At 50.3% G+C, this 15,395-nt stretch carries 17 protein-coding genes; 10 read left to right on the top strand and 7 right to left on the bottom strand.

The features are described from left to right. Positions 1–34: 34 nt before the first annotated feature. The 6 genes from zorA to KJ970_15785 all read left to right on the top strand — a co-directional run bounded on the left by zorA (position 35) and on the right by KJ970_15785 (position 8,645). Positions 35–1,855, top strand: a complete 1,821-nt coding sequence (gene zorA, locus KJ970_15810; protein ID MBU2692389.1) for an anti-phage defense ZorAB system ZorA — start codon at positions 35–37, stop codon at positions 1,853–1,855. Positions 1,856–1,977: 122 nt separating this feature from the next. Further along, on the top strand, positions 1,978–2,724 hold the full coding sequence (locus KJ970_15805) for an OmpA family protein (GenBank protein MBU2692388.1): 747 nt from the start codon (positions 1,978–1,980) through the stop codon (positions 2,722–2,724). A gap of 12 nt (positions 2,725–2,736) precedes the next feature. Continuing rightward, the gene (locus KJ970_15800) at positions 2,737–4,158 is read left to right on the top strand and encodes a hypothetical protein (GenBank protein MBU2692387.1); all 1,422 of its coding nucleotides are present in this window, start codon (positions 2,737–2,739) and stop codon (positions 4,156–4,158) included. Beyond that, entirely contained in the window at positions 4,142–7,090 is a 2,949-nt protein-coding gene (locus KJ970_15795; protein ID MBU2692386.1) for a DEAD/DEAH box helicase, read from the top strand. The genes KJ970_15800 and KJ970_15795 overlap by 17 nt, the downstream gene beginning before the upstream one ends. 11 nt (positions 7,091–7,101) lie before the next feature. Next, positions 7,102–7,620, top strand: coding sequence for a hypothetical protein (locus KJ970_15790; GenBank protein ID MBU2692385.1), 519 nt, complete (start codon positions 7,102–7,104; stop codon positions 7,618–7,620). A gap of 47 nt (positions 7,621–7,667) precedes the next feature. After that, complete coding sequence (locus tag KJ970_15785; protein MBU2692384.1) at positions 7,668–8,645, top strand: hypothetical protein; 978 nt, start codon at positions 7,668–7,670, stop codon at positions 8,643–8,645. Here KJ970_15785 and KJ970_15780 read toward each other — a convergent pair. Further along, positions 8,635–8,784: a hypothetical protein gene (locus KJ970_15780; protein MBU2692383.1), complete on the bottom strand. Its 150-nt coding sequence runs from the start codon at positions 8,782–8,784 to the stop codon at positions 8,635–8,637. The genes KJ970_15785 and KJ970_15780 overlap by 11 nt on opposite strands. An 87-nt stretch (positions 8,785–8,871) precedes the next feature. Between KJ970_15780 and KJ970_15775 the strand changes: the two genes are divergently transcribed. Further along, complete coding sequence (locus KJ970_15775; GenBank protein ID MBU2692382.1) at positions 8,872–9,114, top strand: hypothetical protein; 243 nt, start codon at positions 8,872–8,874, stop codon at positions 9,112–9,114. Between the two features lie 270 nt (positions 9,115–9,384). Here the strand turns inward: KJ970_15775 and KJ970_15770 are convergent, their stop codons facing one another. The 5 genes from KJ970_15770 to KJ970_15750 form a co-directional block, all read right to left on the bottom strand. Further along, positions 9,385–9,702, bottom strand: a complete 318-nt coding sequence (locus KJ970_15770; protein MBU2692381.1) for an NYN domain-containing protein — start codon at positions 9,700–9,702, stop codon at positions 9,385–9,387. Then, positions 9,593–9,940: a hypothetical protein gene (locus tag KJ970_15765; protein ID MBU2692380.1), complete on the bottom strand. Its 348-nt coding sequence runs from the start codon at positions 9,938–9,940 to the stop codon at positions 9,593–9,595. The genes KJ970_15770 and KJ970_15765 overlap by 110 nt, the downstream gene beginning before the upstream one ends. A 288-nt stretch (positions 9,941–10,228) precedes the next feature. Beyond that, positions 10,229–10,636 (bottom strand): hypothetical protein, encoded by a 408-nt coding sequence (locus KJ970_15760; protein MBU2692379.1) that lies wholly within the window; start codon positions 10,634–10,636, stop codon positions 10,229–10,231. A 15-nt stretch (positions 10,637–10,651) separates the two neighbouring features. Beyond that, positions 10,652–11,152 carry a type II toxin-antitoxin system HicB family antitoxin gene (locus KJ970_15755; GenBank protein ID MBU2692378.1) on the bottom strand — a complete coding sequence of 167 codons (501 nt, stop codon included), beginning with the start codon at positions 11,150–11,152 and terminating at the stop codon, positions 10,652–10,654. Further along, positions 11,145–11,411 carry a type II toxin-antitoxin system HicA family toxin gene (locus tag KJ970_15750; protein ID MBU2692377.1) on the bottom strand — a complete coding sequence of 89 codons (267 nt, stop codon included), beginning with the start codon at positions 11,409–11,411 and terminating at the stop codon, positions 11,145–11,147. Before KJ970_15750 ends, KJ970_15755 begins: the two co-directional genes overlap by 8 nt. Before the next feature lie 706 nt (positions 11,412–12,117). On the opposite strand from KJ970_15750, the gene KJ970_15745 reads away from it, so the two are divergent. From KJ970_15745 to KJ970_15735, 3 genes are all read left to right on the top strand, one after another. After that, positions 12,118–12,507: a hypothetical protein gene (locus KJ970_15745; GenBank protein MBU2692376.1), complete on the top strand. Its 390-nt coding sequence runs from the start codon at positions 12,118–12,120 to the stop codon at positions 12,505–12,507. 337 nt (positions 12,508–12,844) lie between these two features. Next, entirely contained in the window at positions 12,845–14,011 is a 1,167-nt protein-coding gene (locus tag KJ970_15740) for an HNH endonuclease (GenBank protein ID MBU2692375.1), read from the top strand. A 147-nt stretch (positions 14,012–14,158) separates the two neighbouring features. After that, the gene (locus tag KJ970_15735; protein MBU2692374.1) at positions 14,159–14,824 is read left to right on the top strand and encodes a CPBP family intramembrane metalloprotease; all 666 of its coding nucleotides are present in this window, start codon (positions 14,159–14,161) and stop codon (positions 14,822–14,824) included. Here the strand turns inward: KJ970_15735 and KJ970_15730 are convergent. Further along, positions 14,815–15,264 carry a hypothetical protein gene (locus KJ970_15730; GenBank protein MBU2692373.1) on the bottom strand — a complete coding sequence of 150 codons (450 nt, stop codon included), beginning with the start codon at positions 15,262–15,264 and terminating at the stop codon, positions 14,815–14,817. The two genes, KJ970_15735 and KJ970_15730, sit on opposite strands and share 10 nt — an antisense overlap. Positions 15,265–15,395: the final 131 nt, after the last annotated feature.

The raw sequence follows: 15,395 nt of genomic DNA, 5'->3' as shown, positions 1-15,395 counted from the left end.
GTTGTTTGTCAATGTGAATTGATGTGGAGGTGAAATGCTGGAGTGGATTGTTGAAAAGTACGCAGAGTTTGGCTGGACGGCCGCATTAGCCGTCGGCTGGTGTCTGATTATCATCATTTGGGCCCTCTCCGCCTACTACTTGGGTTTCCGGCGGAAGACAAAGCCGCTCAAGGTTCTCGTCGAAAAAGCGAAAGAGAAGATAAAGTCAATCGAGTGTTCTGAAGCCTTCGTCAAAGGCTTTGAGGATTTTAATGCCTTTGCTACGGCGACACCGGCCATCGAGCCGTCCTGGACGGAATTTAAGAAGGCTCTGGTTTATCCTCATAAAGATGAAACCCAGAAAATTAAATCGACCGTTGACTCGAACTACTTTTTTAACTTTACAACCATTGTCGAGAATAATGTAGATCTTCGTTTCTATAATGAATTCCCCAATTACCTTACTGGAACGGGAATTCTGGGAACATTTGTTGGTTTAACTATCGGCATATTTTTGGCGAGGGCGGGACTTGTCTCTGCCGAAGTTGAGCTAATGAGGGGGGCCTTGTCGAACCTATTGGGTGGCGCGTCATTGGCATTTTCAACTTCCTTAGTTGGTTTGTTTTTCTCGCTGATCGTTTCTTGGAAAATGAAATCATGGCTATACAAAATACAAGTCGGGATAGAAGAATGGTGTGACATTCTCGATGCCCATCTGGAACGAGTAACAATAGAAGGCCTGACCCAGGAAAATCTCAGCGAATCGAAACGGCAAACGGTACAGCTTGAGAGATTCAATACCGATCTTGCCATATCCATTTCTTCTGCCCTGGATGAGCGTCTGGCGGGGCGGTTTGGCCCACTCTTGGAGCGCTCTATCACCGCTCTCGAAGGCATAAAGGCTGATCGGCAAGAGGGGCAGGAAAAACTGCTGCGTGACATGGTCGCGGAATTCAAGAACACGTTGTCCGGAGCCGCCGGGACGGAGATGACCGCGATTGGTGACACCCTCAGGGAGCTGGGACATAGCATGAAGGAGACTGCGGACAGACTGACCGGCGCCGGAAATGAGGCGGGGGAAGGTTTCGTGGCGGCATCGAAATCGGCGGCGGATGAAATGAGGGCCCTTATCAGAGAAGTTACGAGCCAAATGAGTGAAACCCGCCGTTCGAACGACGAGGCGATGAATCAAATCATGCAACGTATTGAAGGCCAGATCTCAAATCTTGCCTCGACAGTGACCATGGCTGCAGTCAAAGCAGGGGATAATTTGCAGCAGGCCGCCTCGGGCGCCAGCTCAAAGATACAGGGAGCAGCAACCCAAGTTGGTGAGAGTCTCATATCAGGCGCGGGGGAGTTAGAGAAGCAGATCGGCAAGTTTGGCTCCTCAATCAATAGCTTTTCGGCATCGGTCAAAGATGCGGAGAATCTCGCAACAATGTCCAGACAAGCATTTCAGGATCTTCATACGACAATTGACCACATTGACACGGCGAATCGCTCTCTTGAAAATGCTGCGAGGCCAGTGGAGGAAGTAGCCAAAGGGATGATTGCTTCCTTGGAAGCTCAACAGGTTGCATTCCATGGAATTTTAGGTTTGACAGCTAATCTAGACAAAGCAACATCCTCTCTTCAAGAAGGTAGCGATCAGCAAAGAAAGGCATGGGTTGATTTGTCCGATCGTTTTGAGGGCCTGGATGGGGCTTTATCCAAGGCTTTTGAGGAAATAAATGTCGGAGTAGAGGCTTATACGAATCAGATTAGAGATTTCGTAAGAGATCTTGATACAAGCTTGAGTAGCGCCACCCAGATGCTGTCAGGCGCCATTCAGGAATTGAATGCAGCGGTTGAGGAATTACAGGCTGCAAAGGATTAGAAGAGGATTTTGGTTGAATATTAGTATGTGACTATAACGAAGATTCCAGGGGGGAGTTAGAGCAAGTGAGAAGGTTGCCGTTACAGAGATCAGCAGAAGGAAAGCCCTGGGGCGGGCAAAGTATGTCTGTGAGCGATCTGATGGCCGGCCTCCTTTTTGTTTTTATCCTCATTGTTATGGTCTTTGCCTATGAATTGAACCGGGTCACTCGAGAGCAAAAGCGTGTTGTAACGGACATGACCAATGCCTTTCAAGTAAGGCGGGAACTTCTTGAAGATGTTGCGGAGCAGATGAAACGTGAGGGCATCCATGTTGTGGTAGACCCGGAGCATGGTATTTTGCGAATCCCTGAAAAGATCCTATTCGCTTCGGGCAGTGCCGAGGTAAGCCCATCCGGCCAAAATGCGATGTCAAAATTGTCGCATGTATTGGCGACCGTGTTACCGCGCTATACGGGGGCACCACCGCCGGAATTTCCCCCGCCCGATAATGAAAACAAATTTAAGGGGAAGGTCGAGGCCATTTTTATCGAGGGACATACCGATCCAATTCCTCTGGGCCCCGCCTGCCCATACAAGGATAACTGGGATCTGTCGACGCAGCGGGCGATGAGTGCTTACAAGGAAATGATGGCGCAGAGAGCGGAGCTTGACTCTCTGCGCAATGCCAGGGGACAGCCTATCTTTAGTGTAAGTGGGTATGCAGATCGCAGACCCGTTGGAGGAGATCAGAGTACAAATCTCACTCCGGAAGGCCGGGCGGGAAATAGGCGAATTGATCTCAGGTTTATCATGACACCTCCGCGAACCTCTCCTGAGGTTGTAGAAGAGGTGGAACGCCGTCTCGCCGAAAAATCAAAAATTCAGTAGGTGGTTTATCCAATGGTCGACGGGTTAAAGCAAAATCTTCTTGAGTGGAATTTCAAAAAAATCAGACAGTTGGGCAAAGCCTTCCAGCCCCAATTGATGACTAAAGTACTGCCAAAGCTGTCAAAGCTCTATGAAGACGTTGCTCCAGCTGAACCGGAGAACTTTGATCCCGAAGTCACATACAAAGCGATCGTTCGTGAATTTGCATCCAATGGGAATTTGAATAGTCTGGCGCCCCAATATCTTCGTCAGGCTCCTTGGGTCCTTTTTTATGAACTGAAAAAACAAACGGTACTGGGGAAAAATCCAAAGATTGTCTCGGCACTTCTACAAACGCTTCGAAATAAACCTCGGTCCGGCCCGATCATTTCTCTCTGGCATGTATTTCTCCGCGATTACCCAACCGACTGGCAGACTTTCGAGTCGATAAGAATTGGAGTTAAGGATCTCTTGAAGTGTCAATTGGTCGGCCTTAGAAAAGCACGGCTCCGCGAAGACAATTTCCATCTCTTGGACAAAAATGGGCCTGAAAGAATGGCCAAGCTCATCTATGAAAGCGATAGACCAATACTTGATATTTATGAGGAGGCCGGTCTCGTCAACGAATTGGCAAGGGGGTTATTTGCGAAGGTTACATTTTCGGAAATATTCGGGAGATTAAGAAATGGATTGGAGAATGGCTCTGTAGAAGAAAACCGTCTGACGCGTGTCTTCAAATATGCCAGAGAGGGCGATAGAATTCGTATCGAGGGAGCGAAGGGGGAGTTGGCCGAGGCCCTCCTGGAGCCATTTATCGAAGACACGCCACCTGAAAATTTAAAGAAGGCAATTCAATCTTTTCTTTTGGATACCGTTGGAGATCCCCGAATCTCCAAGGGCGCCTGGCAGGGTATCGGCAAGCAAGCCCAGAACGTCCTCTATCGCTGGCTTGTTGGCGCCTCACTGAAGCAATTCTTTAACCTTTTGGACGAAACGGCCCAGCAGCATATGTGGCGTTATCGTCACGTGTTTTGGGATGCCTATTATAAAAATGGATTTGTCAAAGATGCCTGGGTCGCCTTGGGCAGCCATGCCTCTGCGCGGGCCAGATATGACAAGACGGGCAGCTATGAACAATCTGCAACGTTGGGTGGAAGCCAAGGCAATCAATCGGTGCTTTTCATGAAAATTGGCTCGATCACGATCACGGAGTGGAGTCATTCTGGCAAATGCCGCATTTATAAAAACACCGACTCTAATAAACCTGAGTTGTATCAAGGGTATTATCATGCACAACGACTAAGGCTCGGTGGGGATTTCGAAGTGACTCACCATGGATCCGAATCAGGGAAATGGCAGAAAACAATATCAGATAAAATTTATAATGAAACCGGTGCTCTCATAAGCTACCCGGAATATATGCCCGAAGGAGAGAGAGATGGCTATCGGTATTGAGTGGTTGAAGGCAGAGGACGGAGTTCGGTACAGGTTGACCGGGACGGCGGAGAGCATTTCATCTCAAGAATGGCCATTGATGGCTGAAAAAATGATGGCTAAGGATCGCAAAACGATCCCCATCCTAATGTCACTCTTGGAAGATGAGCTGGCCGATGAGATCTCAGACGGTCTGATTCATATTCCGTACACTGCCATAGCTCAGTTGAATAGGCAGCAGACCAACTCACTCATGCTTCCTGAGTGGGCGCCCTTAACACTCTCTCTAGAAGGCCGTGGGCTCTTGACAGACAAAGATTTTGAACTCGCTTATGATTACATGACCTCAGACAGCCGGCCTTTGCTCGGGAGTATTCGAGAGGGGGTGTTTTTGCGCGCCGGCAGCCGCGAGTGGATCATCCCTGATCCAATCTATTCTCTGGTCGAATCCATTGATAAATTCAATGCTGAACCAACAGAGAATAACGATGAAAGATTCCTTAAGTGGTCTCGGGTAAAACAGCTGCTTCCTGATGATGCAATTGTCGACGACTACTTAAAGGGAATGCAGGTGGCGTTGGGAACATCCTTCACTTTGGAATTTCGATCTGATGAACTCGGGAGATTCACTTTCGATCCAATTCTCGTTCGTGAAGATCTTCTCGCCGGGCTCAAACCGGTGGAGGACTATGCAGATCCCACAGAAGACGAATCCCCCAAAGAACCGTCCCGATCGTTACCACCTGCCTCTGAACGGGAACTTGCCAGAACTTTTAGGAAGTTTCGTGATGCTAAGAAACAATATGCACTTGGTAACGGCATGTATATTGTTGTCGATGAGCCTGTTCGAAAGGCCTTGGAGGTTGTAAGGCAAAAGCAAGAGGCTCCAGAGAATGAGCGTCGGGCCTTCGCCGCAAATCCCCATGCCGCTCTTCGCGAGCAACTTGGTGATGAATTATCTGAGGAATGCCTCGCCGGACTGTTCTTTGAGCCCAGTGACTATGGTGAGAGGGTTGCCGCCGCCGGTATTTGGGTTCCCAAAGTTTTGCCTTTTTTAAAGAAGGCGACAGAGCCATGGATGCCGCCCGAAGAGTTCGGATTGCTTATCAATGGTGTCGAGGTGCTGTTGACGGCCGAAGAAATCCCGGAGCTCAAGAAGAGAATTCAGGATGCGATGGCCATCAGCCAGCCGACAGTTGAGCATAAGGAGATTATGATTCCGGCCACGACTGAGACGCTTGAATCAATTGAGACAATTGAAAAACCGCTGCAGGGTTCCACGTTAGAAAAAACTAGACTGGAAGACAAGCCGACCAAAGAGAAGGTCGTTTTGCTGCTGCAGGATAAAGACAACCTCAACGAGTTTTGCTTCTCCTACGCTGATTGGAACCCGCGAAATGGTGCCGCCTCAATTCCCAAAGGAATCCGGAGCACACTCAAGCCGCATCAAGAAACCGGGGTGCGATGGATGCAAAAACACTGGCTGGAGGGGAGTCCGGGGGCCCTCTTGGCTGATGACATGGGGCTTGGAAAAACGCTTCAGTGCCTTGCTTTCTTATTGTGGATGCGGGAACAAACGCAGGAGCAGATGAAGCCAAAACCATTTCTCATTGTCGCCCCGACGGGGCTGCTTCAGAACTGGGCCGACGAACACGATTTTCATCTGCTGGGCGGTGGGCTTGGATTGCCACTGCGGGCTTATGGTGAACGATTGCGGGCCTTGCGGCATCCCGACGCGAGCGGGCGTACGGATGCCGAAACGGGCGCCCCCGTTCTTCGGGTTCGCGAATTCGAAAATGCCTCTTGGGTTTTGACGACGTATGAGACGCTCAGGGATTATTCTCATAGCTTCGGTAGGATTCGATGGGCGGCAATGATCCTTGATGAGGTGCAGAAGATAAAGAATCCGAATGCTCTTGTAACGGAAGAGTGCAAGGCTGTGGCGTCCAATGCCGATTTTGTGCTGACAATGACAGGCACCCCCGTTGAAAACCGCCTTGCCGATATTTGGTCGATTGTCGATACGTGCCAGCCTGGCGTTCTGCGGGACTTGAAAAGCTTTGTTGCCAAGTACGATTCCTCTCCGGCAATAGATACAGATTTGCTGAAGGATTTGCAGAGACAGATTACAGATGATTTCAATGAGATGGAGACATCTCCGAAAATTATGCTGCGCCGCATGAAAGCAGATGAGCTCGATGGACTTCCGGAAAAGACCGAACGGTATTACGAGCAAGAAATGCCACAGATTCAGGCGGAAACATATAAAAAGGTCGTTAAAGCAGCCAAGTTGGCCGGAAAACAGAAGGGCGCGATGCTCCAGGCGCTTCATCAATTTAGAATCATCTCGCTTCACCCCAAGCCGGCAATTGGAGAATTATCGGACGAAGAGTACATCGCCTCCTCCGCTAGATTCATTAAAACCTTTGAAATACTAGACGCGATCCATGCTAGGAAGGAGAGGGTGCTTGTCTTTCTAGAATTCAAGGTTATTCAGCCAATCCTTCAGGGGTTAATTCAGCGTCGCTACAAGATGGATCATCGTCCCATGATTATAAACGGCCAGGTTAGTGGGGACCGAAGGAAAGGGATGGTTACCAAATTTCAGGAGGGCAGGGGGTTTGATGTAATGATTCTTTCGCCCCGAGCGGGCGGTGTAGGACTCACCCTGACTTCTGCCAATCATGTGATTCACTTATCGCGATGGTGGAATCCCGCGGTCGAAGACCAATGCACAGATCGTATCTATCGGATCGGTCAAGAAAAAAAAGTAAGCACCCATATACCCATCGCAAGGCATCCGGAGTATGATGATTTCAGTTTTGACGTCAAGCTGAATGCGTTGCTGGAACGTAAGCGGGAGATAAGCCGGCATGTGCTTGGTCTCGTTCCGGCCGCCTCATCGAGCGGTGATCTTGAGGAACTTTACAGTGAAACAGTCGATAATGAATAAGTGGTATCAAGATGGGTCAAAATAGAGAGGATACAAACGTACAGGAATACCTTATTCCAATAATCAAAAATAGATCCAGCAAAATTCTAAAGGTCTGGCTTGAAGATTATAATCTTGTGAATCGAGTTTTCGGACAACAGACTGATCAAGAGCAGGCCAGGGAAGAACTGGATAAAAAGCTCGTTAATATCGCCCATCAGTGGAATACGTACATTAAAATTTACTCTCTCAAGGGAGTCCACTCCTTCGACTTGCTCATTGAACCACCGATGTTTTCCGAAAAAGTGAGACTGAAAACATATTATGATGTCTTAACTGACTTGTTGCCGGATATGATCAATGCGGCTAAGACAAATCGAGCCCGTGGGCGATTGCGGATGGACCAGATGATCGCTGTGCGGGAAATTCGTGAGCGAGTCGTTGAGATTGTCAACCACTCGTCATGCGGCATATACTTGCCAGCCTGCTTTCAGGGGGGATCCCCTGGTTCGGGAAAAGGTGGGCGTGGGGGGAAGGGGAGAGCTTACTAGAAGCGAATACAAGAAGCCTTTCGGGATATTCAAGCATGGAGGACACTATGCAGCAGGCCGTGACCGCATTCATAGCAGAGATCCAATCAAATCCGATCTTTCAAACCTACGATGTAGAGGCTATCAAACAAGGCCTCGTATTGCCGCTCTTGAACCATCTCGGCTGGAATCCGTTTAAAGTGGATGAGCTGGTTCCAGGCTATAGGCTTGAAGGGCGGAAAGCCGCCTACGCCCTGCGTGGCGAGCGGGGCGATCTTATCCCGATTGAGGTCGTGCCGCAGCGCGGCAATGCGATTCAGGATATTGCCGGATTCATCGGCCGGGTTATAGCCGCCGAGGTCCCGATGTCGATTGCGACCACCGGAATCAAGTGGCGAATTCACCTGCTCGACGATGATGATGATGATGATGATAGATCCCCGGGCATCAAGGAAATCGCTCTTGACTTCATGGAAGAAGCCCCGGCTGCCCTGGCGCCTAAACTCATATCCCTGCTGGCAAAGGCGCATGTCGCGGATCGCTCCTATCTGAGCAATGCCAAAGTGATTTGTAGTGATGCCAAAGTTACTGAAAAGATAATCGAGGCTTTAACCGGATTGATCTCAAAGCCGAATCAAGAATTGATTAAACTCGTGACTGAAGAAGCCGAGGATCTCGCCGGAAAGCCAATTGCGCCATCCCTGGTTGAAGGAATTTTGAAATCGCTCCCCATCGAGAAGCTGTTGGAGACGATACCCGATAAATCGATTGTGTCACCGGCAAGGACCGCCGTCAGGCGGAAGACTTACACGAAGAAGGTTTCCCGGTCGAAGAGTGCTGATGCTCGCCTTGAGCGGGAGAGAGGCATCATTGAAGATCTGAAGAAAGGCGACCTGACCTACCGTGAAATTGCGAAGAAATACAACGTGTCGCTGCCGACCGTGAATACCAAAGCCCGTAAAGCGGGAATCGTGCGGCCGCGGGGGCGGCGATCCGGAGCTAAACGAGATCGATCTGATAGAAACCTCAGGTTATTTAAAAAGTAACATAATGTTTCTTGGTCGGCCGCTTAGGCCGTCGCACGCCATCCACCATCCGCCATTCCAAGTAAAAATCGAGCTGCAGAAATAGATAGCCGGCCTGCCGGGATATTATTAAGATAACCTTTATTATGTTGTGTGACAACACGTTAGCTTGACAAGAATTCAAGGTTGTGGTAATGTTGTCATGTGGTTGGGAAAATTGGCTGCTTACTAATAGGAGGTACGAATTATGGGAAAGGCGCTTATCACCGCCAGGCTTCCGGAAGATCTTGTCGAGGAGTTTGAGCAGGCGGCTCATTCCTGCGGACTCAACGGCAGGGAGCGCTGGGTCGCCGTCGGTGCCGCTTTGCGCATGTTCTCCGACGCGACGCCGGATCAGAAAGCCAAGTGCTTGTCGTATATGCGCACGTCGACGATCCGCGAGGCTCTATCCGGCAGCGACTGGGACAGTATCTATAGGGATCTGATCTAAGCCATGGGTTACTGGGGAAACATCTCCGGAAAGGAGGAAGCTGATATGCAACCGCCTCCATGACTTGATGAGGCGCCGTTCTCTCTGTCTGAGAACGCGCCTTTGAGAGTATTAACATAACCTTATTTTATAATTCCTCCCTTAGCAGCATCCGCTTTCAAGAAACAAAAGTATTTCACATCAGATTATTCGAAGTCCAATAACCGCGGCGCAGGTCCTATCCTCAGCCCTTCATGAAAAGCAATGTCGAACTAGTGACGGTGCGAACTTTTAGAGTACTAAGTCCGCGTGTGCCTTTAGCTCGCGGCGCACCCCATGTTTCATGTGGTCTAAGTAGATTCTAAGGCCTTCTCGTCTGGCAAACTTGAACGCGGGCACCATATCGCTATCACCGGTTACGACAACAATGACATCGACAAGGTGCAGCAGGGAGAGTCTTGCAATATCAAGCCCTATGCGTAAATCAACTCCCTTCTGCTTAACATCCGGTTTCAGCCAATCCGGCTGAATCTTCCAGTTCAAGCGTATCAAGCAAGCGCCGTGATTCACGGTAGAGGGTTGTTGTACTAAAATTGATAGATCTCCCATCTATTGGATTTACAAGGGTTTCAGTTGAGGGTAAGGCATGATAGAAATAGATTCTAAGCAGCTGAAGGTCACGCAGGCGCGGATTTTCCCGAATACCGGAACAAAACTTTACGACATCTTCAGCAATTGGGAATTTTCCACTCTGGGATTGGAATTTCTTGATTACGAAACCGCCGTCCAACAGTATGGCGTATTTCCCATCTCGCATAAATATTCCCAAATAAGTTAGCCCGATCATTCGTGGTCTTGGAGGAACCAAGACTCTTGGATAGATAACGAATAGATCGGGCTGTTTTTAGACTCTTAGAGCTTAGTCCATATGCGTTGAATTGTCAACATCCCGGTCTGCAGGTTCTTTTCAAGCAGAAAGTGCGCCAACCTTTGGGCGAAACCGACCTGTCGTCAAAACCAGACGGCACACTCCTTGCACAATATTCCTGGCATGAAAAACAATGTCGTCATGATGACAGTCTCGCGGCCCGGGAGATGACCCGCCCCATTATCGAACGTCCGACCCCAAGGCAGATTACTTTTTCTGCGACTTCATGAGATTAAAATCCACCGGCAGAGTGCTTTCCTTGCGCCACTTGCCGCTCTTCTTCTGCTCGATTATCAGAGTGTATTCACCGGGAATATCAAGCGTGATATTGCTGAAACTGACATTGACGCGATGGCGCTTCTTGGTGAGTTTCATTTGCTTCGGAGACTCGAATTCCAGAATCAGTTTCCCTTGCGGATTGCGCATTCTCAGGCGCATTGCCAGAATCTCATTGATCTCTTCTTGCAGCCACAGAGTCGAGATCTGCATGGGAATAATCGTTATGGGGAATTCGGGAGCAAGAAATGCCTCAACGACCTCGATATGGCTGACGGCATTTGTCTGCTGATCAGTTATGATTTTTTGACAGGGCACAGCCCACAGCAATTTCGCCATGATTTCCTCGTGTCCCTAGTTCACGCGTGCCACCAGCGAGAGGTGATTGGTCTTAACGTTTTTGGCCGGGCCGTATTGGAATCTGGACTCAGATGTGACGAGCGTTTCCGAATCGACTCCCGACCTGTCTGTTGTCAAAAGGCCGGGCCTGGGTTCCGGCTGCTCCTCGCTATGGTGATAGCCGGCGCTCTGTGTCTTTGCCGACATGACGGCCATTATCAGCATGGTATTCAATGAAACGCCCTCCAGCTTGGCGCATTCGGCCAGCCATGAATGCAGTGATTTGGGTAATCTGGCCCTGAATTGACCGCTGTAGGCTTCGGCTTTCATCGGTTTTGGAAGACGCTTGCCGTCTTCCTGGTAAATTTCAATGGCCAAGTCAATGGCGACTCTCAGTTCCCTCGATGCTTCCTCCTGAGTTGCGCCGAGAGCCGAGAGGGTTTCAAACTCCGGACACACCGCAACAAACATTGCATCGGGTTCGCTCCAAAATATCCGCATGCTATATTCATTCATTTGTATCGGGTTCCTCTTGAATCAAATTCAAATCGCGCAAGGCAGCGAGCAATTGTCTGACCTGATAGTCCTTGGCCAGACCCTTATCAATTTGTAAGTTTAGTACTCCATCAAAGCCGTCTCTTGTAAAGATATGGTGGCTTCCTCGGACTCGCCTAAGTTCAAATCCAAAATTCTCCGCCAGCCGACGGGCTTCCTGGAATCGCAGAGAGCCCGGATCGTTCAGAGCTTTCTCCAATAGTTTCAATCGGCGATTCATGCGAATATCTTAACCTTATGGTACCATATATGGTACCATTGCAACAATGGCCACATGTGGAAACCTCGCAAGCCATAGTCTTGCAATAAATTATCATCCTTGCGATAAGGTCCTCGCAAGCTGCGGAATCTCGAATTCTGTGATATCAAGGCCGCTGCGCATCTCAATAGCCTCTCATTTGACATCAGGTCTCAGCCGGCCGGACAGAATTCGTCTGTTTTCCCGTGTGCAAAACCTGATCCAACAATACGGATCTATCATGTAGCTCTGGGGCTCGGTGTGGATGATGTCGCCGCCGGAGAGCGGATGCCGGTGAAGGGTCTTCGAAAAATGTTTCCGCGGAAACATCGCCGATGCCTCCGTCATCATACCGGGGCATCATGCTGGGGTGATCCTGCCATTGATGCGATCAGAGTTTCAATCTGGGTTTCACTCATATCAATCGAGGTTGAAATCCCCTCCTCTTAGAATAATGCGCTCAGCTCAAACCCTCCTGCGACCAACAAGTTGGCCTCTGCTCCCGAAGTGGCACGCTGCTGGCTTTAAAGAATATAGCCGGTGAGTCAAGCGGGGTGAGGGCTGGCGATTGTTTGGCCGCTGGGGAGCATGGAGAGAGCGATAGTTGTGATGAGGGCGAATGTTCCGTCCTTGCCCCGCTAGAGGCATCATGTGCGTCTAACTATTTTGGGGAGGGAATTTAGACAAAATGCACAGGCTCAAAAAACTAAGAATTCAGCGGACGCCGAGTCTTGGAAGCTCTCCGGTTTATGAAGCCGAGATCAAGGATTCGGGAGAAGTTCACTATCATGGAATCGATTTTGTGGAAAAGAGAGGCAAGCACAGATGGTTGGTCTCATATGGGCAGCTCGCCCTGATGGCGCATGCTCTTCATAAAGCCGGCTATCTGGAAATGGACGACAGATATGATGCTCTCATTGACGATTGTCCCTCATGCATCACGTCCGTTGAATTTTCCAACGGCGCCTCGAAGACAATAACCCACCTTTATAGCGAGGAGTCCACGTTTGAGCCACTCTATCAGCTAGAAAGAACAATCGAGAAGATTTCAGAAATTAGTAAATATATTGGGGAATGATCGCTTCTGCTGATTCCAGCAAAACGGTCCCCGGCCAGGCCTCATGTCAACGCAGAGAAATGCCGGGAGAGAGCGATGTTCTCTCCCGTCGCTTCATCTCCCCATGGGTAGATCCGTTGAGCTGAAGCTATGGGACCTATCAGAAGAATCATGATGGCGAGATATGTCGACATTGTCTGATGGGAATTCTGCCTGGTCATGAGTTGCGCTTCGGCCTCTTTGCCTCGACTAACAGAACGTTGGAAAAGTCTATCACACCCTGGCAGATCTTGCCTATAGATGTTTTCTGAACCGCCAGGCCGGCCAGACGGCACACTCCTTGCACAATTATTCCTGCATGGAAAACAATGTCGTCATGATGACAGTGGAGGGTGAGGACCCTTCCTCAAAACAGGTGCAGGATCTGCACATCTCGATCCAGCGCTTGATTCAGGCCACGCGGCGGGGCGATGCCGAATTGATGCGGCTTTTTCGCGAGATGGATCGTGTGCGCGGCCATGAGCGCTTTGGTTGCTGCACGATGAATGACTATGTGGCTCTGGTTCTCGGTGTGGATGATGTCGCCGCCAGAGAGCGGATGAGGGTGTCGCGGGCCCTGGGGGAATTGTCGCGTCTCGAAGAGGTGTTGAGAAACGGACAGTTGAGTTACGCAAAGGTCCGCGCCGTTACAAGGGTGGCGACCGTGGAAAATGAACAGGAATGGATCAATAAGGCGCTGGAGCTCACGGCCCGGGAGTTGGAGTGGGAAGTGGCCCGGAGTCGAAAGGGCGACAGGGGGACGCACCGCTTCTTTCATATGAAGCCGATGGACCGGGAGATGACCCGGCTCATCATTGAGCTTCCGGCCGAAGAGATGGAGATGATTCATCAGGCGATTGAAAAGATCCGCCGCGTGGCGGGGGGCTCTGTTCCGCCTTCAGAGGCGCTGCTCTATATGGCCGCGGAAATGTTGAACACGGAGTTTGACGAGACCCGCACGGCCGATCATTTCCAGGTCGTGGTCCATGTGGGCAAGGGATGCGGGGATGTCGGAGAAGGATCGTCGAAAAATGTTTCCGCGGAAACAAAAGTGTTGCCTCCGGCCGGGGAGGTTCAAACGGAGTGTGGAAAAGGTTGGGTCTCCCCGGAAAAGGTTGATCAATTGATGTGCGATGCCTCCATTATCATGGCGCGGCATCTTGACGACGGGACCATCGAAGTCTCCGATCAAGGACGCACAATCCCCGCGGCAACCCGCCGTGCGGTTCTGTGGAGGGATGGAAGGCAGTGCCGTGTTCCTGGGTGCCGGAATCGCCTTTGGCTGGATCTGCACCACCATGATCCCTGGTGGGCGGGTGGAGAGCATTCGCAGGCGAACCTCATCACACTCTGCAGGCAGCATCACACCGCGTTGCACGAGGGACGCATCCGGATTGCCAGGCAGCGAAATCCCGACGATCCCGTGAAGTTCTATGCAGGCCAGTGGGAAATCACAAGCACCGGCTTCGATCCGACACTGGGGTGATGCTCTCGCTGTTTTAACCTGTGTTTCAATCCTGAATCCTGCAATTTCAATTTCATCCGGATTCCGCGATGGTCATAATGTCGGTAAATGTCTCAGTGCTGATGACATCCAGCTGCAGAGAGAGCCGAGCCATAAAGCAGGAACCCAATGAATCTTGCCACCATCTTATTTTTATTCTTTGTTCTTATCCTCATCCCTTATCTCGCCCTATCGAGCGATCGGCAGCTCAAGAAGAACGGCCGGCTGCCTCTCCGCAAAATTTTCTTTCTGCAGGCGATGACCCTGCAACTCGCCTTGGGCTTGTTGGCTGTCAAAGCGGCTGCCAAAAATCATATCGCCCTCTGGCCGGAGCCCTCTTTCGATGCTGTGAGTATCGCTGCCGGCGTCCTTATCCTTGCCGTTTGGTGGCTGTCGATTCGACCCTGCTGGGATATTCAGCCGGAGTTCCGAAAGAGGAATCTCCTTTATTTTCTACCGGCCACTCCCTTTGAAATACTTCTCTGGGGTCTTTTGTGTCTCTTGGCCGCCATCTGCGAGGAAGTGGCCTATAGGGGCGTTCTGGTCAGCTTGCTTTCGCGCCGGCTGGTTCCTTGGAGTTTGTCGATAGTGCTTTGCTCGCTGATTTTTGCCGTCTCGCACATGACGCAGGGTGTCCGAAGCGCCCTCATCATCATTGGGTTTGCTCTATGCCTGCATATTCTTGTGCGGCTCTCCGGCAATCTGTACACCGCGATGGCCGTCCATTTCATCTATAACCTTATTGCCGGGTATATGACGAAGAAATTCCAGATATCCCAGGCAGCCTATGAATGAGGTGGGGGGGCCGATTCTGCATTCGCCCCTTCCGGCAATGTCGTTGCCGGCGGATTAAAGAGACTGCGGATTTTTGTCATGAGGCGGACAGGATCCGGATAGCGATTGGTGCCCTCAAAACGCGAGGGTCGCGGATCTTTCAATCCTTCAGATCCCAGAATGAGCACGGGTGTATTTTGATTGATCAATTGATGGAGCAACTTATCCAACGGTGATGATTCCTCCGCCTGTTTGAAACAAATCGCCTGTACCAGACCAGGAAAGTCCAATGCCGCGACCATCAAATCAATCTGTCTTGATCCGTCCTCCTCGATCAGCTCCCTGGGATTCGTAATGACATGGATGAGAAAATCCCTCCTGAGAATGGCGGCCATGTCCTTGGCAAAATCGGGATCCGTTTCCAGGATCAGGATGGTCCTATTCTTCGAAGGTTGTTTCATTGGACTGCCTTCCCTCATTATAATTTCTGAAATTTACCGGCCAAGGTCATCCGCGCATTTGTTATTGCAAACTCCATGCCGGACCCGTCTACATTGTAAAAGAAGACGTTTTGGGGTAACTCTTTGTATCT

The organism is Candidatus Eisenbacteria bacterium, from assembly GCA_018831195.1.
In the GTDB taxonomy this organism is placed as follows: domain Bacteria; phylum Eisenbacteria; class RBG-16-71-46; order CAIMUX01; family JAHJDP01; genus JAHJDP01.
Note: the sequence above shows the minus strand (reverse complement) of the source record. Positions and strands in the feature narration are given on the sequence as shown.